We start from the raw sequence: 18,334 nt of genomic DNA, 5'->3' as shown, positions 1-18,334 counted from the left end.
CGATTACTCTCCTTCCTCTGCGTGACCGTGCTCCACAACGATGGAGTTGACCTTGTTAGGCTGACGGTCGTATTCCTCACCAATGTGGCCATCTTCCAGCTTGGCAAGTTCAGCCTTGAACTCTGCGTCGCTAACGACCGCAACGTTGAAGAGCATCTCCGAGTGGTACTCGCCGCAAAGCTCGGCGCACTTGCCATCGAAGTTACCCTCAACCTGTGGGGTCAGGTAGATGTAGTTGGTCTTGCCTGGAATCATGTCCAGCTTCTGAAGGAATGCTGGAACCCAGAACGAGTGGATAACATCGCGGCTGTTAAGCTCGAGCGTTACCGACTTACCTGCAGGCAGGTACAAGGTAGGCAGTGATTCCTTCACGCCAGCCGAGCCGTCCTTGTTCAGGTGAGCCTGTTCGCCAGCGAAGTACTTCTCCTGGCCCTGGTAGCTGTAGTTGAAGTCCCACGACCACTGCTTCGCGCGGACGTCTACGACGACCTCGGAATCCACAGGTGCGTTGATTGACTTCTCAACAGTGTTATTGAAGCTAAAGAAGACCAAAACAAGGACCAAAGGAATGGCCGTGTAGAAGATCTCCAATGGCAGGTTGTAGCTCAGCTGACGTGGGTAACCAGTATCGGTCTTACGGCGACGGTAAGCCACGACGCACCAAAGCATCAGACCCCAGGTCAGAATTCCGATAATGATCACGGCGATCCAAGAGTGAACCCATAGATCCTGGATTGCTCCAGTGTGGTTCGTGGTATCGCGCTCCACATTTGGGAGCCAACCGCGTTTAGCCTCCGCTGTACATCCCGTCAGCAGCAATGCGCCGGCGCCAACCAAGGCAATAACTTTTGCCTTGGCGGATCCGAGACTGCCGGTTCGGTGTTGCGAACTCACAGACGGCCCTTCCTCTTTGTTGGTGCAGAATGTGGTCTTCATAAGTCACCTCGCGGCTAAACGAGTTGCACGGTGAGGTGGCTCACGAAGGGAAACATAGTTTTACTACTTAATGTAGAGCTTACCCTCTTCGACCCCAGAATACCGAAAAACGCCGCCGTTCTAACGAGAAATTTCTTCAACGTTTGAACGGCGGCGTTAGTTCCCTAAGGCCTAGTGGAAGGAATCTCCACAGGCGCAGGAGCCGGAGGCTGCAGGGTTATCAATGGTGAAGCCCTGCTTTGAAATTGTGTCTTCGAAATCGATCGAAGCGCCGGAGAGATACGGCACGCTCATCTTGTCGACGATGACCTCTACGCCGTCGAAGTCACGCAGTGCGTCACCTTCGAGCATGCGCTCGTCAAAGTAGAGCTGGTAAATCAGGCCCGAGCAGCCGCCAGGCTGAACGGCGATACGCAAACGAAGGTCGTCACGGCCTTCCTGCTCCAGAAGTGAACGCACCTTCTGCGCAGCCACGTCGGAAATTTCTACCTCGTGGGTTGGTAGCTCGGTTGAGTCACCCTTGGTCTGGTCAACTGCTGCAGTCATGATTTTCCTCCCATACTGCTTGGTGTGACACCGTCGGCCCGAATATCTTCAGGTTATATGGCGCCTTTTCTTGATTCAATACTACGTCGCGGTCGCTGAAAATGCTCTCAGAACTTCTCCTTGTATGACGCGGTTCACAGGCCTTCGGAATTAATCCGCGCCAACAGCAGGGCTTCTGCGACAATCGCCTTCTGGAAGTCCCCAATGTGAAGCGACTCATTAGCCGAGTGCGCCCGCGAGTCGGGGTCTTCCACGCCGGTCACCAGGATCTGGGCCTGCGGGAATACGTCGAGCAGATCTGCAATGAACGGAATCGATCCACCCAGGCCCATGCTGACCGGCTCAACTCCCCACGACTGCTCCAGGGCCCAGCGTGCGGTGCCATTAGCCGAAGCTTCAAGATCCGCCTGATAGGCGCTACCTGCTTCGGTAGCCACAAACTGCACCTCGGCACCACGCAGGTCCACGGAGTTCACATGAGCTTCCAGCGAGGCCAAGGCCTGGCTTGGTTCCTGTCCTGGAGCCAAACGCATCGATACCTTGAAGCGCGTTTGCGGGATCAGGGTATTGGACGAGCGATCAACACTGGGCATATCCATTCCAATGACACTGAGCGCTGGTTTATTCCACAAGCGGTCCGTGATCTTGCCCGTGCCTGCCAGTTGAACGGATTCAAGCACCGAGCTGTCGCGGCGGAACTCGGACTCATCGAAGTCAACCTCGGCGATATCGTTCGCCACCAAACCGGGCACGGCAACCGAACCATTTTCATCATGGAATGACGCAATGAGTTTCGCTGCAAGAACCGGTGCGTCGAGCACCGGGCCGCCAAACATGCCCGAGTGAACTGCGTGCCCCAGCGAGCGCACGGTGATTTCCGCGGCCGCCATGCCGCGCAGCGAGCTGGTCAGGGCGGGAGTTCCCACGGCCCAGTTAGAGGAGTCGGCCACTACGATAACGTCGGCCGCGAGCTTGTCCTGATGCGCCTCCAGGAAGTTCCTGAAGGATGGCGAACCAGCCTCTTCTTCACCCTCGAAGAAGTAGGTGACGCCGACACCAAAATCCGCCACGGAATCCAGCACCGCGCACAGGGAAGCAATGTGCACCATGATGCCCGCTTTATCGTCCGCGGCACCGCGGCCATAGAGCCGCTCCCCCACCTTCGTGGCTTCAAAGGCCGGAGTGTTCCAGTCTTCTTCGTTGCCAGGAGGCTGGACATCGTGATGCGCGTAGAGCAGGACGGTTGGCTTGCCAGGCTGGGCCATGCGGCGAGCCACCACCGCCGGTGCGCCCATGACGCCATCCTCGGCTGGCTCGCGCAGAATCTCAACGCTCTCCATGCCAGCGTCACGCGCCAGCGCGGCCACGGCCTGAGCGCTTTCTTCCAGATTGGCCGGATCGAAGGATTCCCAAGCGACGCCAGGGATGGCTACCAGCGAACCGAGCTCTTTGAGGATCTTCTCAAAGTTCTTCTCGATATGACTTTTCAGGGCAGTGACATCGACGCCATGGTTCGAGGCGACGACTGAAGAATTATTTGTCATGACTTCAGCCTAGCAATGACCTAGGTTGCTAATGTCACTGTGCCGCAAACAACCCGGTAGGATAGGGGCGTGTTTGGACGTAAAAAAGATGACTCTCAATCCCCCGCAAATGAGGAGCCGACTGCACTGGCTCCCGAATCAACTGACGGCCGCAAGACTGGCCCGACCCCTAAGCGCAGCGCGCAGCAAGCCAGCCGCCAGCGCCCACTAGTGCCTACCGATCGCAAGGCAGCCAAGGAAGCCGATCGTCAACGACGCATCGAAGCCCAGAACCGCTTGCGCATCGCCAATGAGACCGGTGACGAACGCTACCTGATGCCTCGCGACAAGGGTCCGCAGAAGCGCTATGCCCGTAACTTCATCGACTCGCGCTGGATGTTCAGCGAATTCATGATGTTCGTAATCTTCGCATTCCTGATCTTGTCGTTGACGTTCAATCAGAACCTCTCGGTACAGATGTACGTGCAGGGTGCCCTGTGGGTTGTCATCGCCCTGGTGATCATCGAATTGATCGTCACTACGGTGCTGCTCAAGCGCCGCTTGGTCGCTAAATTCGGCTCCATGGATCGTGGAATCCGCATGTACGCGGCGATGCGCGGCATGCAGTTCCGCAAGCTGCGCCTGCCGAAGCCGCAGATTAAGCGCGGCGCCGACATCGACTAGTTTCATTGTCCAAATCTTCTTAGGGCGGATTCCTTATGGAATCCGCCCTTCTTTTATGTCGTTCAGCCCCGCATAAAGCGAGGCCTTTCACAAAATAGAAATCCTGTGAATCGCTTTACAAGGTTATAAAAGTCGAAAGCCTGTGCCACCACTGCTGCATCACATTTGCCCTTGTAAACGGGTTTACCAGCCCTTTGCGAGTATCCACAAGGTTTGGATTTGGTAACAGATGGTGCCGATGAGCACGGCCGCATTGGGCTGGCCAGCTTCTCCCCCAGCGTTGGGCGGTTTTTCATGCGGGAAATGGCACCCAGAGACAGCGAAGCTCCCGAAACGGTATTTCGGGAGCTTCAGACCGATCCTTCGACAGCAGATTACCGGCGGCTAGCTAGTTCCTTGTTGATGGCGCGTGCCCAGAACGGACCCTCATAGAGGAACGCGGTGTACCCCTGAACGAGATCGGCGCCCGCAGCGAGCCGTGTCTCGACGTCGGCGGCGTTCTCCACGCCGCCGACGGAAATGATGGCCATCTTCGAGGGGACCAATTCACGTAGCTGGCGAAGCACTTCCAGCGAGCGTTCTTTCAACGGAGCACCGGACAAACCACCGGCGCCGATTTCTTCGACCTTGGCGGCATCGCTGGACAAGTCTTCGCGTCCAATCGTCGTATTGGTGGCGATAATCCCGTCCAGGCCTAGCTCGGTAGCCAACGTCGCGACATCGACGAGATCTTCATCGCTCAAATCCGGTGCGATCTTCACCAATAGCGGGATGTGGCGGCCGGAGACCTGATCGGCCAACTGCCCGACTTCGCTGAGCAGCGGTCGCAGCGACTCAACGCTTTGCAACAGGCGCAGGCCCGGAGTGTTCGGGCTGGAAACATTGACCACCAAATAATCCGCATGGTTGGCCAGCTGACGCGTGGACTGCAGGTAATCGCCCACCGCATCGTCAAGTTCGACCAACTTGGTCTTGCCAATGTTCACTCCGATGACCGGGCGGGTGCCGGCATAGTCGGACTTGAGCCGCTGACGTGCGGTGGCGACGCGGGCGGCGACGACCTCGGCTCCTTCATTGTTGAAGCCCATGCGGTTGATCACCGCACGGTCATCAACAAGACGGAAAAGCCGTGGCAAGGGGTTGCCCGGCTGGGCCTGACCGGTCACGGTACCGATTTCGACATGGCCGAAACCGATGTCGCTCAGCGCCAAAATACCGGTGGCCCCCTTATCAAACCCGGCTGCCAGGCCGAATGGTGATGGAAAATCTATCCCCATCACGGTTCGCTGGAGTTTCGGATCGGGGGCAAAAAACTTTCGGGATGCCTTGGTCAATCCCACACGTTGCATGAGCTTGATGGCGTCAAAGGCGAAGTAATGGGCCTTTTCAGGATCCATCTTGGTGAAAACATGCTTGAAGACCAGGGGATAAATGCGCATGGTTACTAGTTTCTCGTGAAGTTCCCGATTCAGACAACTTGCGGTCGGTATGCTTCAACATATGAAGGTCTCATCGAATTTACCTAGCGGGCAGTGGCCGGACTTCACCACCACGACCAACCCAGGGCAATGGGTGGCAGATCCGCTAGGCGAGGGCTTCGAATATACGACCTTGGACTTCGGTACCGATTCCGAGGGGCCGGCAGTGGGCACGCTCGTGCGCTACAAGCCCGCCGGTTGGCGCAACCGCCTACCGAGAAAGTTCAACGGGGTGGTGCTCAGCGTCCACGGGTGGAGCGACTACTTCTTCAACCGCGAACTTGCCGAATTCTGGCATCAGCGTGGATACCATTTCTACGCTTTGGATCTGCGGCGCTACGGGCGCAGTCTTCGGGCCGAACACGAAATTCCAGGCTTCGTCGATGACCTCGCGGTATATGACCAGGAACTAGAAGCCGCCATGGACCTGCTCGGCACGGCCCATCCCGACCTGCCGATCATCGGGCAGGGGCACTCGCAAGGCGGGCTGATCCTTAGCCTGTGGGTGGCACGCACCGGCCCGCGCATCCAGGCCCTGGTGCTCAATGCGCCGTGGCTCGAATTTCAAGGCACCGCATTTTTGCGCGTTCCGATGCATGGAATTCTCGAAGCGATCGGCCGCACCAATGGCCGGCGTAAATTGGCACTGCCGGAATTTGACCACTATTGGAATTCTTTGAGCGATCAAGGCGTCGGGGAATGGGACATCCATCGGCTATGGCGGCCGCGGCTGGCATTCCAGCCGACTACCGCTTGGATGAAAACCATTCTCGACGGACACGCCACCGTCGCCAAGGGACTGAACCTGACGCAACCTATATTTGTGATCAGTTCTGACGCTTCGCATTTCAGCACCAGCTATTCGCCGGCAATGCAGAGCACCGACTCGGTGATTGACATACACCAGATCCGATTGCGTGCCTTGAAGTTGGGAAGTTTCGTGACGCTCGCGCAAATCCACGGGGCCATGCATGACGTCTTCACCTCGGCAGAGCCTGCCAGGGCCGCCGCCTACCGCGATCTGGCGCTGTGGCTTCGGCTCCTCGACCGGCCGCGCTAATTCTTCGGCTTATCCACTGCCCCGCCGTAACGTCGATCGCGTTGCGCAAATTGCTCGACGGCGGTGAATAACGTCCTGCGGTCCACATCTGGCCAAAGCTGATCGAGGAAGACCATTTCCGCGTAGGCCGACTGCCACAACAGGAAGTTGCTGGTGCGCTGCTCGCCGCTGGTACGCAGGAAAAGATCTACGTCCGGAAGCTCTGGGGCGTAGAGGTATTTGCCGAGAGTTTTCTCCCCCACCGCCGAGGCCTTCAGCTTCCCGGCTGCGACGTCCTTGGCAATCGCGGACAGCGCATCGCCAATCTCGGCGCGGCCGCCGTAGTTCACGCACATGGTCAGCTGGCAACCGAGATTACCTTCGGTTAGCTCCTCGGCCGCACGAAGCTCGTTGACCACCGATTTCCACAGGCGCGGTTCACGCCCGGACCAGCGGATCCGCACACCCCAAGAATTCAAGGTATCGCGCTGGCGGCGCAGCACATCGCGGGAGAACCCCATGAGGAAGCGCACCTCTTCCGGGCTGCGTTTCCAGTTTTCCGTGGAGAACGCGTAGACGGAGACGTGCTTGATGCCCAGCTGCACGGCGCCGGCCATGACATCGAGCAACGCGGCCTCCCCGGCCCGGTGCCCTTCGGTACGCGGCAGGCCGCGCTGGTTCGCCCAGCGCCCGTTGCCGTCCATGACGATCGCGATATGCTCGGGGATCAGCGCCGCCGGAATGCTTGGCATCACCGGGTTATCCGGGTGCGGGTATGGGGCGACCGGACCTGGACGGCCGGTGATGGGGCGAAGCTTGCTCATGTTCTCTCCACGTGTCTTAATGACTTCACGGCACGTTCCAGGTGCCATTGCAGGTAACTGGCAACGATATCCGCTGCCTGCTTTTTCGCTCGAGGTCCCCCCTGGGCGACCGTGTCCCAGTCGCCGGTCAGCAGGGCTTGCAGGTACCCGATGGTGATCGGATGCGGGGCGAGCGATCCCGCTGGCCGGCAGGCGGGGCAAACCACCCCGCCCAGGTGCACATTCAGTGCCTCATGCGGCCCCGCTGCACCGCAGCGCACGCAATCGGTGAACGAGGGGGCCCAGCCGGCAATGGACAGAGCGCGAAGAATATAGGAATCCAGCACGGCTCCGTCATCAACCCGATGCTTGGAGAGCAACGCGATCGCACCATGCAATAACAGATACTGCTTATTGGTCGAATCGGCATCTGCTTCAAGCAGCTTCTCGGCAATTTCAACCATGGCGGTGGCTACCGTGTAGCTCGCATAGTCGGTGACCAGCTGCTGGCCGTAGGGGGTGCGCAGCTGTGCCTGGGAGACGACGTCGAGATTTCGTCCCATCACGATCAGCGCATCAACCTCCATAAACGGCTCGAGCGTGGCGCCGAGGCGCGAAGAGGTGCGCCGTACGCCTTTGGCGACGGCGCGGACCAAGCCCGTGGGGGTGATCAGCGTAATGATGCGGTCCGCTTCGCCAAGTTTATGGGTGCGCAACACCAGACCGCGGGTGCGGTAGCTGCGCGAGGCGAATCCGGAACGTGACACATCCCCAATTCTCCCACCTCAACCGCGCAGGACTAAAAACGCCACGGGGCGCAACCGAAGTTGTGCCCCGTGGCGTTCAGCATCTTCCAGCGGTTAGGCGGCGTCGCGGATTGCCCGGTTGACTGCCGAAATGACCGCCTTCAGCGCGGCGATGTTGGTGTTGGTGTCCAAACCGATCCCCCAGAGGATGCGATCTCCCACCGCGCATTCGACGAATGCCGCGGCGCGGGCGTTGCCGCCTTCGCTCATGGCGTGTTCGCTGTAGTCCAGCACGCGCAGGTCCACTCCGTCATCGTTGAGCAGCTTCACCAAGGCCGACAGCGGACCGTTGCCCTGGGCGCTGCGCTCGTGGGCGACGCCGTCGACGATCAGCTTGACGTCCAGCTGGAAGCTGCCGTCTTCGGCGGAGGCCGCGGTCGCCGAGGCGATCTCGTAGTAGCCCCAGGCATTCAGCCCGGAGTCCTCGCTGACCGGCAGGTACTCATCCTGGAAGACGTTCCAGATGGTGGACGAGGAAACCTCGCCGCCTTCGGTTTCGGTCTTCTTCTGGATAACCCCGGAGAACTCGATCTGCGCACGGCGTGGCAGATCCAAGTTGTAGTCGTTCTTCAGCAGGTAGGCCACTCCGCCCTTGCCGGACTGCGAATTCACGCGGATCACCGCTTCGTAGGAGCGGCCGATGTCCTTCGGATCGATCGGCAGGTACGGAACCGCCCAAACCATATCGTTCAGTTCCTTGCCGGCAGCCGAGGCCTTGACCTCCATGGCTTCCAGGCCCTTCTTGATCGCGTCCTGGTGCGATCCGGAGAAGGCGGTGAAGACCAGGTCGCCGCCGTACGGGCTGCGTTCTGCCACTGGCAGCTGGTTGCAGTACTCGACGGTGCGGCGGATGTGGTCCATGTCCGAGAAGTCGATCTGCGGGTCGATGCCCTGGCCGAACATGTTCATGCCCAAGGTCACCAGGTCGACGTTGCCGGTGCGTTCGCCATTGCCGAACAGGCAGCCTTCGATGCGGTCCGCGCCGGCCAGGTAGCCCAGCTCGGCAGCGGCTACTCCGGTGCCGCGGTCGTTGTGCGGGTGCAGCGAGAGGATGATCGAATCGCGGTTTGCCAGGTTGCGGTGCATCCACTCGATGGAGTCCGCATAGACGTTGGGGGTGGCCATTTCGACGGTGGCCGGCAGGTTCAAGATCATCTTGTTTTCCGGAGTCGCCTCCAGCACCTCGGCCACGGCCTCGGAAATGCGCTTGGCGAAGGCCAGCTCGGTGCCGGTGTAGGACTCTGGCGAGTACTCGTAGGTGATCTTGGTGCCGGTCAGCTGTTCTTCGTACTTCTTGCACATCCGCGCGCCCTGCACCGCGATGTCCACGATGCCGTCCTCGTCCTGGCGGAAGACGACTTCGCGCTGCAGCACCGAGGTGGAGTTGTACAGGTGGACGATGGCCTGCTTGGCGCCTTCCAGCGCCTCATAGGTGCGCTCGATCAGGTGCTCGCGGGACTGCGTGAGCACCTGGATGGTCACGTCATCCGGGATGCCGCGTTCGATGAGCTGGCGGACGAAGTCGAAGTCGGTCTGCGAGGCGGAAGGGAAGCCCACCTCGATTTCCTTGAAGCCCATTTCCACCAGCAGGTCGAACATCTTGTGCTTGCGCTCGGGGCTCATCGGGTCGATCAGTGCCTGGTTTCCATCACGCAGGTCAACCGCGCACCAGCGCGGGGCGGTGGTGATGTACTTATCTGGCCAGGTGCGATCGGGCAGGTTGACTTCGATCTGGTCCTGGAAGGGAACATACTTGTGGATTGGCATGTTCGAAGATTTTTGCATGTTCTGCATTTCGGTGTATCCCCTAGACAATGTTGGTGCTTAGTTGTGTGGGGCCAGACAAGAGCTACTCCGCGGCGAGAAGGTCGGCCGAATAGACCACTAACGGTCTCTTGGATCCTCGCAGCGGCAGATTAGAAGTAGAAGCTCGAAATGCACTTTTTGAGCATAACACCGCTTTGAACTGCGACGGGATTTGCTACTCAATTGTGTCAAATAGTGGACATCGGCCGGGGAAGCGATCTTCGGGATCGGCTCGATGGCCATGGACAGCTCGGGGCAAACGTGCGAACAATGGGATTTCAGGCCCGGTTGCACGCGGGCCCGGGCGGTGGAGCTGAGGGAAGGGCTACGGATGAAGGCGATCATCATCGGAGCGGGAATTGCCGGCCTTGTCGCGGCTCGCCAGCTCGGGTTGGCCGGCTGGCAGGTACTGGTGCTTGAACGCTCTAAGAAGCCGCGCCCAGATGGCTACATGATGGACTTCTTCGGCCCCGGCCTGCGCGCCGCCGAACGCATCGGGCTCTACCCCTATCTGGCAGAGGTTGCCTACCGGGTGCAGGCCGCCGAATACGTTGACGCGAAGGGCCGGCGCACCGCAAGCCTAGATTACCAGAAGTTCTCGGACCTGGCAGGCGGGCGAGTGCTTACGCTCTTGCGCCCGGATATGGAAGGTGCGGCGCGCAAGGCCTTGCAGGATGTTGCCCCGGGCCGAGTTGGCATCCGCTACGGCGCGCGGGTTGAGCGGATCGAAACGACGGATGCTCGGGTACAGGTGCAGCTAGCGGGCCAGGAGCATCCGGAAATCGGGGAGCTCCTGGTAGGTGCCGACGGGATCCATTCAATGGTCCGGGCCGCGGTCTTCGGACCCGAAGAAGACTACCTGCGGCCCTTGGGGATGCGGGCGGCGGCCTTCATCGTTGAAGAGCCACAGCTGAATCGGGAGTTCAAGAACCGTTTGGTGCTCAGCGATACGGTCAACCGCACCGCCGGGATCTACGGGCTGCGTTCCACCGAGGTTGCCGCCTTCCTGGTGTATCGCCAACCGGAAGACACGACGCCCAGCGATCCCCGGCAGCGGCTGCGCAAGGCCTTCGCCGGAGTTGATGGACGGGTGGATCGGCTTCTTCGGCTATGCCCGGAGCATCCCTACGACGATGCCGTAGCGCAGGTGGTCATGCCCGGCTGGCACCGCGGTCCGGTGGTGCTGCTCGGAGATGCGGCGGCCGCGGTATCGCTGCTTGCCGGCCAGGGCGGCTCCATGGCCATTGCCGGCGCCGCAGCCCTCGGCGAGGCCTTGGCCGCAGTCACCGAACCGGCGCAGCTGCCGAACGCGCTGGCCGGCTATGAACGGGCCATGCGTCCGGTCATCGCCACCGCGCAGGCCTCGGGGCGGCGTGCGGCGAATACCTTCCTGCCGAAGAACAAGCTGCAGCTGCTGGTGCGCCGTTGGATCGTTCGGGCAACCCATCTGCCCGGAGCAGACCGGCTGGTGGCCAAGCAGATCCTCAAGCGCATCGCCACATAGCGTGGGCACGTAGCCGGCCACGGCGCAGGCGGTATGATGCTGAACAACCGCGGAAGGCTAGCCGATTCCTGAAAGCACCCGGAAGGAGATCCATGGAACACGATACGAACGGTGAGCACGCCGGGCACGGCGCCGGGCATGACATGTCGTCGATGGCGGTGGGCGCAACGCTGCACTGCCTGACCGGTTGCGCCATCGGGGAAATCATCGGGCTGCTGGTGGGCACCGCGGCCGGATGGGCAAACCTGCCGACTGTGGCGCTGTCCATCTCGTTGGCCTTCCTCTTCGGCTACGCACTGTCGGCCATCCCGCTGGTGCGCGGCGGCATCGCCCTGTCCGCCGCCCTGGGCCTGGTGCTCGCCGCCGACACCCTGTCCATCCTGACGATGGAGATCGTGGACAACCTCGTCATGCTGCTCATTCCCGGAGCCATGGACTCCGGGGTCCTCAACCCCGTTTTCTGGGTTGCCATGGCCCTCGCCCTGACCGTCGCCTTCTTCGTCGCCTGGCCGGTGAACCGGGCCCAGCTGCGCCGCGGCAAGGGGCACGCGGTAACCCACCAGGCACTGGGCGGAGGCGCGGGCATGGACAACCGGCCGCTGGCCATCGGCGTCGGCGCTTTTCTGCTCGGCGGCTTCGTCGCCTCGCTCGGCACGCTGCTGCACTGAACCCTTTTGCGCCGCGGGCGGAGGTGGCATGCTGGTGGTGTGAAGCTCACCCTAGATGATCCGCCCCGCACCGCGCTCAGCTGGAAATTGCTGCCGGCGGTACTGCTCTCGCTCTCCGGCGTGCTGCTCTTCGCCGTAGGAAATGACCCGGCGGGCTACACCACGCTCGTGCTCAGCGTGCTCACGGCAGCATTTATCGATCGCCAGCTCGCCCGCCACCTGGGACTGATCGCGGCGGGGCTGGCGATCATCAGCTTCGTTCCGCTCAATGCCGATTTGAGCATCGGGCACATGCTCCAGATGGGTGGTGCGCTCGGCATGGCCGTGCTGGTGCCCTGGCTGGTCTCACGGTTTGCCTACCGCGAGCAGATCATCAAATTTCCGGTGAACACCGGACGTAAATGGCCGTTGGCCGCCAAACTGTATCTGCTCGGCGTGGTAGCGCTGGGCTTCCTCATTCTGCCGGTGTACCTGATCAGCACGGGGGTCTTCCAGAACTGGCCGGACGCCTCGGATCCCACCATCTTCTGGCGGCTCTTCCTCGGAGTGAACGCCGTGGGCATCTGGGATGAGCTGTTCTTCATCTGCACCACCTTCACGCTGCTGCGACGCCACTTCCCCGACTGGCTCGCCAATATCCTGCAGGCGGTGATCTTCTCTTCCTTCCTCTGGGAGATCGGCTACCAGGCTTGGGGTCCGCTTCTCACGTTCCCCTTCGCCCTGCTGCAGGGCTATACCTTCAAGCTGACCAAGTCGCTGACCTACGTCGTCTCGGTGCATTTGATCTTCGACTTCGTACTGTTCCTCGCGCTGGTGCACGCGCACAACCGTGACTGGCTGCCGATTTTCTTCTACTAGGTTCCGGGGCGCACGTGCAGTTTCAGGGCAGCGGGCCGGCCATAATCCGTGCCCTCGTCTTTGGCTGAAGGCAGCCTTCGGCCAATTGCCCGATCCGCGCACGAGCGCTGCACTGCGGCATCGCGGCCGAATCGCTGGCCAACCTGGGATCCCGTATCCCGGGCAGCTAGTTGCCGGCTGGTGCCGCCGAGGCAGGTGGTGCGGTGTTGGCCTCCACCAATAGCGCCGCGGAGATAGCGTCGAAGGCGCGCAGCGTGCGGGAGAGCTTGGCAGGTCCCTGCGGGGTCGGCCAGCTGGAGAGCTTCACCGCCACCACCTCGGCGGGCCGGTTGATGTAGACCATCTGCCCGTGTATGCCCAGGCAGAGCACCACATCATTGCCGGGGTACGGGAACCACATCTGGTTCCGGTACATCCCGCCGGGCATGAGGTTGTCCACCGGGCCGTCGGCAAAGGCGTCGCGGGAGTCCGGGGCGCCGGCCAGCGTTTGGGCGATCCATTCTTTTGAGAGCACCCGTTCGCCGCTCGGCGCGAGTCCGTCGTTCAGGAAGAGCGAGCCGAAACGGGCCATATCGCGCATCGTGGCGTTGATCCCGCCGTCGAATATTCCGGTGCCGAACTGGTCGACGCCGATGGTGGCATCCGATTCGGCGCCGAGTTTGCTCCAGAGCAGCTCGCTCAGCAAGGTGGCCATGGGCTTCTTGGCCGCGGACTCGCAGATCCAGCCGAGCATGTCGGTCTCGCAAGATCGGTACTCGAAGACCCCGCCGTGGGCGGTCTTGCGCACCAGGGTTCTCAGGTACGGGTACATGCCGGTGGGCCCCGGGGCCTTGAGCGCAGACCATCCGATGGCCTGTCCGAGCATCCGCACCCCGGCGCTGGGGTCCAGGTAGTTCTCGGAGAAATCGATGCCGGAACGCATATCCAGCAACTGGCGCACCCTGGCCCCGGCATAGCCGTTCTCGGCTACCTCCGGCAGGTAATCGGTCAAGCGCGCGTCGGAGTCAAGCACTCCGGAATCGATCAGCGCTCCGGCCACCGCGCCGATCAGCGACTTGCTCATGGACATCAGCAGGTGCGGGGTGTCGGCCTTCATCTGGCCAAAGTACTGCTCGGCCAGCACCGTGCCGCGGTGCATGAACATCCACCCGTCGGTTTCGGTGGCGGCCATCACCGAGCCCACGCTCAGCGGCGCTTCTGAAGGGAATGCCGGGGCCAGCCTCACCGAGTCCAAGTCACGGTGTGCCGCGGGAAGCGGCGCCACCGTTCCTTCGCCCCGGGAGATCAGTGCCGTGGGCAAGAAGTCGGCCATATGTTGGAAGGACCAGCGCAAGTTCTTGGGAAGCCGCCAGTTGTTCATGTTCACTCCGGCGGGGGTGTGCTCCTGCTGTGTGCCGTCCATATGCGTTCCCTATCGCTTGCTGCGCCATTGATTATCTGGACATTACCATCGAGTAATCTTTCCTCCCCCGTTCATTTTCGCGCCGTGCCGAGAACTACGGAATATGAAGCCGGCCCAGTGCATCCAACTCGTCTCTCGCAGAGCCGAGCCGCTCGAACGGCAGATGGCCGGCCGAATCCGCAATCCCATATAGCTAGTTATCTGGGGCCGGTTAAAAGCCAACTGTTAAAAGCCAACCCCCGGATCGCCTCTCGTGGAGAGGGGATCCGGGGGTGGGGTAATCTACCGGGCCGGGCTTAGAAGCCCAAGCGGCCGAGCTGCTTCGGGTCACGCTGCCAGTCCTTGGCAACCTTCACGTGCAGGTCCAAGAAGACCTTCGTGCCCAGCAGCTTCTCGATGCCCTGACGGGCGTTGGACCCCACCTCGCGCAGGCGTGAGCCACCCTTGCCGATGATGATGGCCTTCTGGCTCGAGCGCTCCACGAAGAGCGAGACGTGGATGTCCACCAGCTGGTTGCCTTCGCTGCGTCCCTCGCGTGGGATCATCTCCTCGACGACCACGGCCAGGGAATGCGGCAGCTCATCGTGCACGCCTTCCAAGGCGGCCTCACGGATCAGTTCGGCGACCATCTTCAGCTCGGGCTCGTCGGTAAGCTCGCCATCCGGGTAGAGCGGCGGTCCCTTGGGCAGGTGCTGGACCAGTACGTTGGCAACCTCTTCGACCTGGAATTCCTTCACCGCGGACACCGGAATGATCGCTGCGAAGCCGTCTTCGCCGAAGCTCTCCACACCCAGTTCAGCGACGGACATCAATTGCGCGGCGAGCTGTTCGCGGTCGACCAGATCGGCCTTGGTCACCAGGGCGACGATCGGCTTGCGCTGCAGCTGGGCCAGCTGGGAGGCGATGAAACGGTCGCCGGGGCCGATCTTCTCATTGGCCGGCAAGCAGAAACCGATGGCATCGACCTCGGAAAGGGTCTGCGCGACGAGGTCGTTCAACCGCTGCCCCAAGAGGGTGCGCGGGCGGTGCAGGCCCGGGGTGTCGACCAGGATCAGCTGCGCGTCATCACGGTGCACGATCCCGCGGATGGTGTGCCGGGTGGTCTGCGGCTTGGCCGAGGTGATGGCCACCTTCTGGCCCACCAGCGCGTTGGTCAGCGTGGATTTGCCAGCATTCGGGCGCCCCACGAAGGAGGTGAAACCCGAACGGTAGTTCTCGGGCCAGCCGCTGGTGGCCAGCAATTTGTCTTTATCGCTCATCTGAGGATTCCTCGTCGTTCTCTTTATGATCGGATGCGTCCGTTTCCAGACGCTCTACATGGATTTTGCCGATGCGGTTGCGGCGGCCGGCCAGGGCCACCACGGTCAGGCGCAGACCGTAGACATCGGCGGTGGATCCGAGCACGGGCACGGATTCCAACGCCTTGGAGAGCAGGCCACCGACGGTGTCTACATCTTCGTCATCGATGAACACATCAAAATGATCTGCGACGTCATCGATGGATACCGAGGCCATTGCGAAGAGCGAGCCATCGGGGTTTTCGATCAGCTCGGTGCGCGAGCGGTCATACTCGTCGTCGATCTCGCCGACGATCTCCTCGAGCAGGTCCTCCAGGGTGATCAGCCCCGCGGTGCCACCGTACTCGTCGATGACCACCGCCAGGTGAATTGCCTCTTGCTGCAGTTCCTGCAGGAGTTCTGCAGCGTTTTTCGACTCGGGGACGAAACGCACCGGACGGGAGAGATCCTCGAGGCGCTCGGCCTGCTGCAGGCCGTGGATCTCGGAGATCACATCCTTGAGGTAGATGATGCCCTGGATGTCATCGGTGTCTTCGCCGATCAGCGGGATCCTCGAATAGCCTGAAGCCATGAACAGTTCCAGCGCGCCGTTGATCGTATGTTCGCCGGTGAGCACCACCATGTCTGTGCGCGGCACCATGACCGCACGGACGTTGGTTTCCTCCAGATCCATCACCGAGGAGATCAATTCCGCGGACTCTTCGTCCAGGTCCTCTCCCTCGCTGGCACGGTCCACTATGTCGCGCAGGCGCTCCTTGCCGAGGTAGCCGTCTTCATCGTTTCCGGGCCCCGGGCTCATCGCGGTGCCGATGCTCGCCAGCCAGTTGGTGATCGGGCCGAGCAGCACCCGCAGGAGGCGTACCATCGGTGCGGTTGCGCGCACGACATTGCGCGCATTGGAGCGGCCATAGCGCCGCGGGGAGACACTGACCAGGACGAATCCGAGGGCCGCCATAACCATAGTCGCCACCAAGCCGACCATCCAGATATTATCAATCCAACGGGCCACCAGCAGCGCGACGGCCACCGCGGAGGCCGTCTCGAACCAGATACGCCAGAAGCGGATCGCCTGGGCGTGCGATTCGCTGTCGTCCAGGATATGGCTTATCGCTTTGGAATTCGACTCGATCCGCAACCGTTCGGCCGCATTGCGGGACAAGGCGTAAAAGGCGGAATCGGCGGCGGTGAGAATTGCGGCACTGGCCATGAAGGCCAACGCCACGACTAGTAGGACTATGCCCACCGGCTATTCCACCGTTTCCTTCGGCGCCGGGCGCCCGGTGTAGCTCTCGAGCAGACGGCGCTGCAGACCGAACATTTCGGCCTTTTCGGCAGGCTCATCGTGGTCGAAGCCCATCAAATGCAGCATGCCGTGGGTGGTGAGCAGCAAGATCTCATCGTGGACCGGGTGCCCACCGGCCTTGGCCTGGGCCTCGGCGACGGTGGGGCAGATCACGATATCCCCGAGGATGCCGCTTTCCGACGGGGCCTTCTCCGACCCCGGACGCAACTCGTCCATCGGGAAGCTCATCACATCGGTGGGACCTTCCAGGTCCATCCACTCCACATGCAATTCGCTCATGGCCTCTTCGTCGATGAAGACGACGGAAACTTCCGTTTCCGGGTGAATGAACATCGCCTGGGTGATCGAGTCAGCGAGTTTCTGCACGTCCTGCAGATCCACTTCGTAGTCTGTTTCGTTATTTACTTCGACGCTCATGACTTGTGCCGTCCCCGGGATTGTGCTTTGCGCTGTTGGGTGTCCCAGCGATCGTACGCCGTGACGATATCTGCAATGAGGCGGTGGCGCACCACGTCGCCGGCATCCAGCCGGCACAGGGCGATGTCGTCGATACCCGCCAACACGTCGATCACCATGCGAAGCCCGGAGACCGAGTTACCGGGCAGATCCACCTGAGTGACATCGCCGGTGATGACCATCTTGGAGCCGAAGCCCAAACGAGTGAGGAACATTTTCATTTGTTCGCTGGTGGTGTTCTGCGCTTCGTCGAGAATCACGAAGGCATCGTTCAAGGTGCGCCCGCGCATGTACGCCAAGGGAGCGACCTCGATGGTGCCTGCCTCCAGCAACCGTGGAATGGTCTCCGGGTCGATCATGTCGTGCAGCGCATCATAGAGCGGACGCAGATAGGGATCGATTTTCTCCGTGAGGCTTCCGGGCAAAAAGCCCAGTTTCTCCCCGGCTTCTACGGCGGGACGAGTCAAGATGATGCGGCTGACTTCTTTCGCCTGCAAGGCTGCCACGGCCATAGCCATGGCCAGGAAAGTTTTGCCGGTACCGGCAGGACCCACGCCGAAGGTCACCGTGTTGTCTTCGATGGCGTCGACATAGCTTTTCTGATTCAGCGTTTTCGGCCGGATCGCGCGTCCCCGTCCGGAGAGAATCTTCAGCCCGAGGACGTCGGTGGGCGCATCGGCACCACCGGCGGAGAGCATCTTGATGATCTGCTCAATGGTGTCTGCGCTCATCCGGGAGCCGCGGCTGGCAAGTGCACGGGCCTCTTCGGTCACACGCTGAGCCTTGCGCACCTGCACGGGCTCGCCAACCAGGGTCAAGGAAGCGCCATTGGGGCGAAACTGCACCAGCGGGTAGGCGCCGGTCAGAATGCGCAACAATTCATCGCTTGGACCCAGCGTGGCAACCATGAGTTCGGGAGTGTCGAAGGTGATCGTCAATGACGCGGGGCCGGATTCGACCGGCATCTTGTTCTGTTCAACCTGCATGCAGTGCTTAGTGCCCCTTTGCTGAGCTTGGCAATGATTATTGTTCTTGTCCCCTACAGTCTATCTAGTTCAGCACGCTTAGGGGATAATTTCGCAGGTAGCTAGAGCACAAAAATCTGAAGTGATTCTAAAGCATCTGTGGTGGTAAAGGTATAGATTTGGTTACGAATCCTTCGTTAGACTCCTTTTTGGCGATCCCGGGCGCCATCATGTGCCAAACTATTTGAGCGCCAGAGCT

Annotated in this window: 17 protein-coding genes; 5 read left to right on the top strand and 12 right to left on the bottom strand. The window is 61.0% G+C overall.

What is annotated here, in order from left to right; all coding sequences use genetic code 11:
• Nucleotides 1–3 precede the first annotated feature (3 nt).
• From ctaC to ACT3TP_RS01785, 3 genes are all read right to left on the bottom strand, one after another.
• A complete protein-coding gene (ctaC, locus tag ACT3TP_RS01795) occupies nt 4–894 on the bottom strand; it encodes an aa3-type cytochrome oxidase subunit II (RefSeq protein ID WP_096284692.1) in 891 nt (296 codons plus the stop codon).
• Between the two features lie 213 nt (nt 895–1,107).
• Nucleotides 1,108–1,482 (bottom strand): HesB/IscA family protein, encoded by a 375-nt coding sequence (locus ACT3TP_RS01790; protein ID WP_096284694.1) that lies wholly within the window; start codon nt 1,480–1,482, stop codon nt 1,108–1,110.
• Between the two features lie 134 nt (nt 1,483–1,616).
• Nucleotides 1,617–3,026 (bottom strand): dipeptidase, encoded by a 1,410-nt coding sequence (locus tag ACT3TP_RS01785; RefSeq protein WP_105552126.1) that lies wholly within the window; start codon nt 3,024–3,026, stop codon nt 1,617–1,619.
• A 69-nt stretch (nt 3,027–3,095) separates the two neighbouring features.
• Here ACT3TP_RS01785 and ACT3TP_RS01780 point away from each other — a divergent pair, with 69 nt between their 5' ends.
• Nucleotides 3,096–3,689, top strand: a complete 594-nt coding sequence (locus tag ACT3TP_RS01780; protein WP_096284698.1) for a DUF3043 domain-containing protein — start codon at nt 3,096–3,098, stop codon at nt 3,687–3,689.
• 374 nt (nt 3,690–4,063) lie between these two features.
• On the opposite strand, the gene ACT3TP_RS01775 is transcribed toward ACT3TP_RS01780, so the two are convergent.
• The gene (locus ACT3TP_RS01775) at nt 4,064–5,128 is read right to left on the bottom strand and encodes a quinone-dependent dihydroorotate dehydrogenase (RefSeq protein ID WP_444618981.1); all 1,065 of its coding nucleotides are present in this window, start codon (nt 5,126–5,128) and stop codon (nt 4,064–4,066) included.
• 61 nt (nt 5,129–5,189) lie between these two features.
• On the opposite strand from ACT3TP_RS01775, the gene ACT3TP_RS01770 reads away from it, so the two are divergent.
• Entirely contained in the window at nt 5,190–6,227 is a 1,038-nt protein-coding gene (locus ACT3TP_RS01770) for an alpha/beta hydrolase (protein WP_176484118.1), read from the top strand.
• Here the strand turns inward: ACT3TP_RS01770 and ACT3TP_RS01765 are convergent.
• From ACT3TP_RS01765 to leuA, 3 genes are all read right to left on the bottom strand, one after another.
• Nucleotides 6,224–7,030 carry an isoprenyl transferase gene (locus tag ACT3TP_RS01765; RefSeq protein ID WP_096284704.1) on the bottom strand — a complete coding sequence of 269 codons (807 nt, stop codon included), beginning with the start codon at nt 7,028–7,030 and terminating at the stop codon, nt 6,224–6,226. The genes ACT3TP_RS01770 and ACT3TP_RS01765 overlap by 4 nt on opposite strands.
• Nucleotides 7,027–7,776 (bottom strand): DNA repair protein RecO, encoded by a 750-nt coding sequence (gene recO / locus ACT3TP_RS01760; RefSeq protein WP_096284706.1) that lies wholly within the window; start codon nt 7,774–7,776, stop codon nt 7,027–7,029. Before recO ends, ACT3TP_RS01765 begins: the two co-directional genes overlap by 4 nt.
• A gap of 93 nt (nt 7,777–7,869) precedes the next feature.
• Nucleotides 7,870–9,609 (bottom strand): 2-isopropylmalate synthase, encoded by a 1,740-nt coding sequence (gene leuA / locus ACT3TP_RS01755; protein ID WP_096284708.1) that lies wholly within the window; start codon nt 9,607–9,609, stop codon nt 7,870–7,872.
• A 343-nt stretch (nt 9,610–9,952) separates the two neighbouring features.
• On the opposite strand from leuA, the gene ACT3TP_RS01750 reads away from it, so the two are divergent.
• The 3 genes from ACT3TP_RS01750 to ACT3TP_RS01740 all read left to right on the top strand — a co-directional run bounded on the left by ACT3TP_RS01750 (nt 9,953) and on the right by ACT3TP_RS01740 (nt 12,651).
• Nucleotides 9,953–11,125, top strand: coding sequence for an FAD-dependent monooxygenase (locus tag ACT3TP_RS01750; RefSeq protein WP_444618979.1), 1,173 nt, complete (start codon nt 9,953–9,955; stop codon nt 11,123–11,125).
• A gap of 92 nt (nt 11,126–11,217) precedes the next feature.
• The gene (locus ACT3TP_RS01745) at nt 11,218–11,793 is read left to right on the top strand and encodes a DUF4396 domain-containing protein (RefSeq protein WP_444618977.1); all 576 of its coding nucleotides are present in this window, start codon (nt 11,218–11,220) and stop codon (nt 11,791–11,793) included.
• A gap of 39 nt (nt 11,794–11,832) precedes the next feature.
• Entirely contained in the window at nt 11,833–12,651 is an 819-nt protein-coding gene (locus ACT3TP_RS01740) for a type II CAAX endopeptidase family protein (RefSeq protein WP_105552131.1), read from the top strand.
• 166 nt (nt 12,652–12,817) lie between these two features.
• Here ACT3TP_RS01740 and ACT3TP_RS01735 read toward each other — a convergent pair whose 3' ends face one another.
• From ACT3TP_RS01735 to ACT3TP_RS01715, 5 genes are all read right to left on the bottom strand, one after another.
• Nucleotides 12,818–14,053: a serine hydrolase domain-containing protein gene (locus tag ACT3TP_RS01735; protein ID WP_096284714.1), complete on the bottom strand. Its 1,236-nt coding sequence runs from the start codon at nt 14,051–14,053 to the stop codon at nt 12,818–12,820.
• Nucleotides 14,054–14,349: 296 nt separating this feature from the next.
• Nucleotides 14,350–15,312, bottom strand: coding sequence for a GTPase Era (era, locus tag ACT3TP_RS01730; RefSeq protein WP_096284716.1), 963 nt, complete (start codon nt 15,310–15,312; stop codon nt 14,350–14,352).
• The gene (locus tag ACT3TP_RS01725; protein WP_096284718.1) at nt 15,302–16,594 is read right to left on the bottom strand and encodes a hemolysin family protein; all 1,293 of its coding nucleotides are present in this window, start codon (nt 16,592–16,594) and stop codon (nt 15,302–15,304) included. Before ACT3TP_RS01725 ends, era begins: the two co-directional genes overlap by 11 nt.
• Before the next feature lie 3 nt (nt 16,595–16,597).
• Complete coding sequence (gene ybeY / locus ACT3TP_RS01720; protein WP_096284720.1) at nt 16,598–17,071, bottom strand: rRNA maturation RNase YbeY; 474 nt, start codon at nt 17,069–17,071, stop codon at nt 16,598–16,600.
• Nucleotides 17,068–18,096: a PhoH family protein gene (locus ACT3TP_RS01715; RefSeq protein ID WP_096284722.1), complete on the bottom strand. Its 1,029-nt coding sequence runs from the start codon at nt 18,094–18,096 to the stop codon at nt 17,068–17,070. The genes ybeY and ACT3TP_RS01715 overlap by 4 nt, the downstream gene beginning before the upstream one ends.
• Between the last annotated feature and the right edge of the window lie 238 nt (nt 18,097–18,334).

The sequence above is a fragment of the Glutamicibacter sp. AOP38-B1-38 genome, from assembly GCF_052377485.1.
In the GTDB taxonomy this organism is placed as follows: Bacteria; Actinomycetota; Actinomycetes; order Actinomycetales; family Micrococcaceae; genus Glutamicibacter.
The sequence above is the reverse complement of the archived record's forward strand: the minus strand, read 5'-3'. Positions and strand labels throughout refer to the sequence as shown.

Bases quoted from the DNA above. Each gene is read 5' to 3' on its own strand.
- ACT3TP_RS01715 (WP_096284722.1), bottom strand. From the start codon at position 18,096: ATGCAGGTTGAACAGAACAAGATGCCGGTCGAATCCGGCCCCGCGTCA.
- ACT3TP_RS01785 (WP_105552126.1), bottom strand. From the start codon at position 3,026: ATGACAAATAATTCTTCAGTCGTCGCCTCGAACCATGGCGTCGATGTC.
- ybeY (WP_096284720.1), bottom strand. From the start codon at position 17,071: ATGAGCGTCGAAGTAAATAACGAAACAGACTACGAAGTGGATCTGCAG.
- ACT3TP_RS01735 (WP_096284714.1), bottom strand. From the start codon at position 14,053: ATGGACGGCACACAGCAGGAGCACACCCCCGCCGGAGTGAACATGAAC.
- ACT3TP_RS01750 (WP_444618979.1), top strand. From the start codon at position 9,953: ATGAAGGCGATCATCATCGGAGCGGGAATTGCCGGCCTTGTCGCGGCT.
- ACT3TP_RS01775 (WP_444618981.1), bottom strand. From the start codon at position 5,128: ATGCGCATTTATCCCCTGGTCTTCAAGCATGTTTTCACCAAGATGGAT.
- ACT3TP_RS01765 (WP_096284704.1), bottom strand. From the start codon at position 7,030: ATGAGCAAGCTTCGCCCCATCACCGGCCGTCCAGGTCCGGTCGCCCCA.
- ACT3TP_RS01745 (WP_444618977.1), top strand. From the start codon at position 11,218: ATGGAACACGATACGAACGGTGAGCACGCCGGGCACGGCGCCGGGCAT.
- ACT3TP_RS01790 (WP_096284694.1), bottom strand. From the start codon at position 1,482: ATGACTGCAGCAGTTGACCAGACCAAGGGTGACTCAACCGAGCTACCA.
- leuA (WP_096284708.1), bottom strand. From the start codon at position 9,609: ATGCAGAACATGCAAAAATCTTCGAACATGCCAATCCACAAGTATGTT.
- ACT3TP_RS01770 (WP_176484118.1), top strand. From the start codon at position 5,190: ATGAAGGTCTCATCGAATTTACCTAGCGGGCAGTGGCCGGACTTCACC.
- era (WP_096284716.1), bottom strand. From the start codon at position 15,312: ATGAGCGATAAAGACAAATTGCTGGCCACCAGCGGCTGGCCCGAGAAC.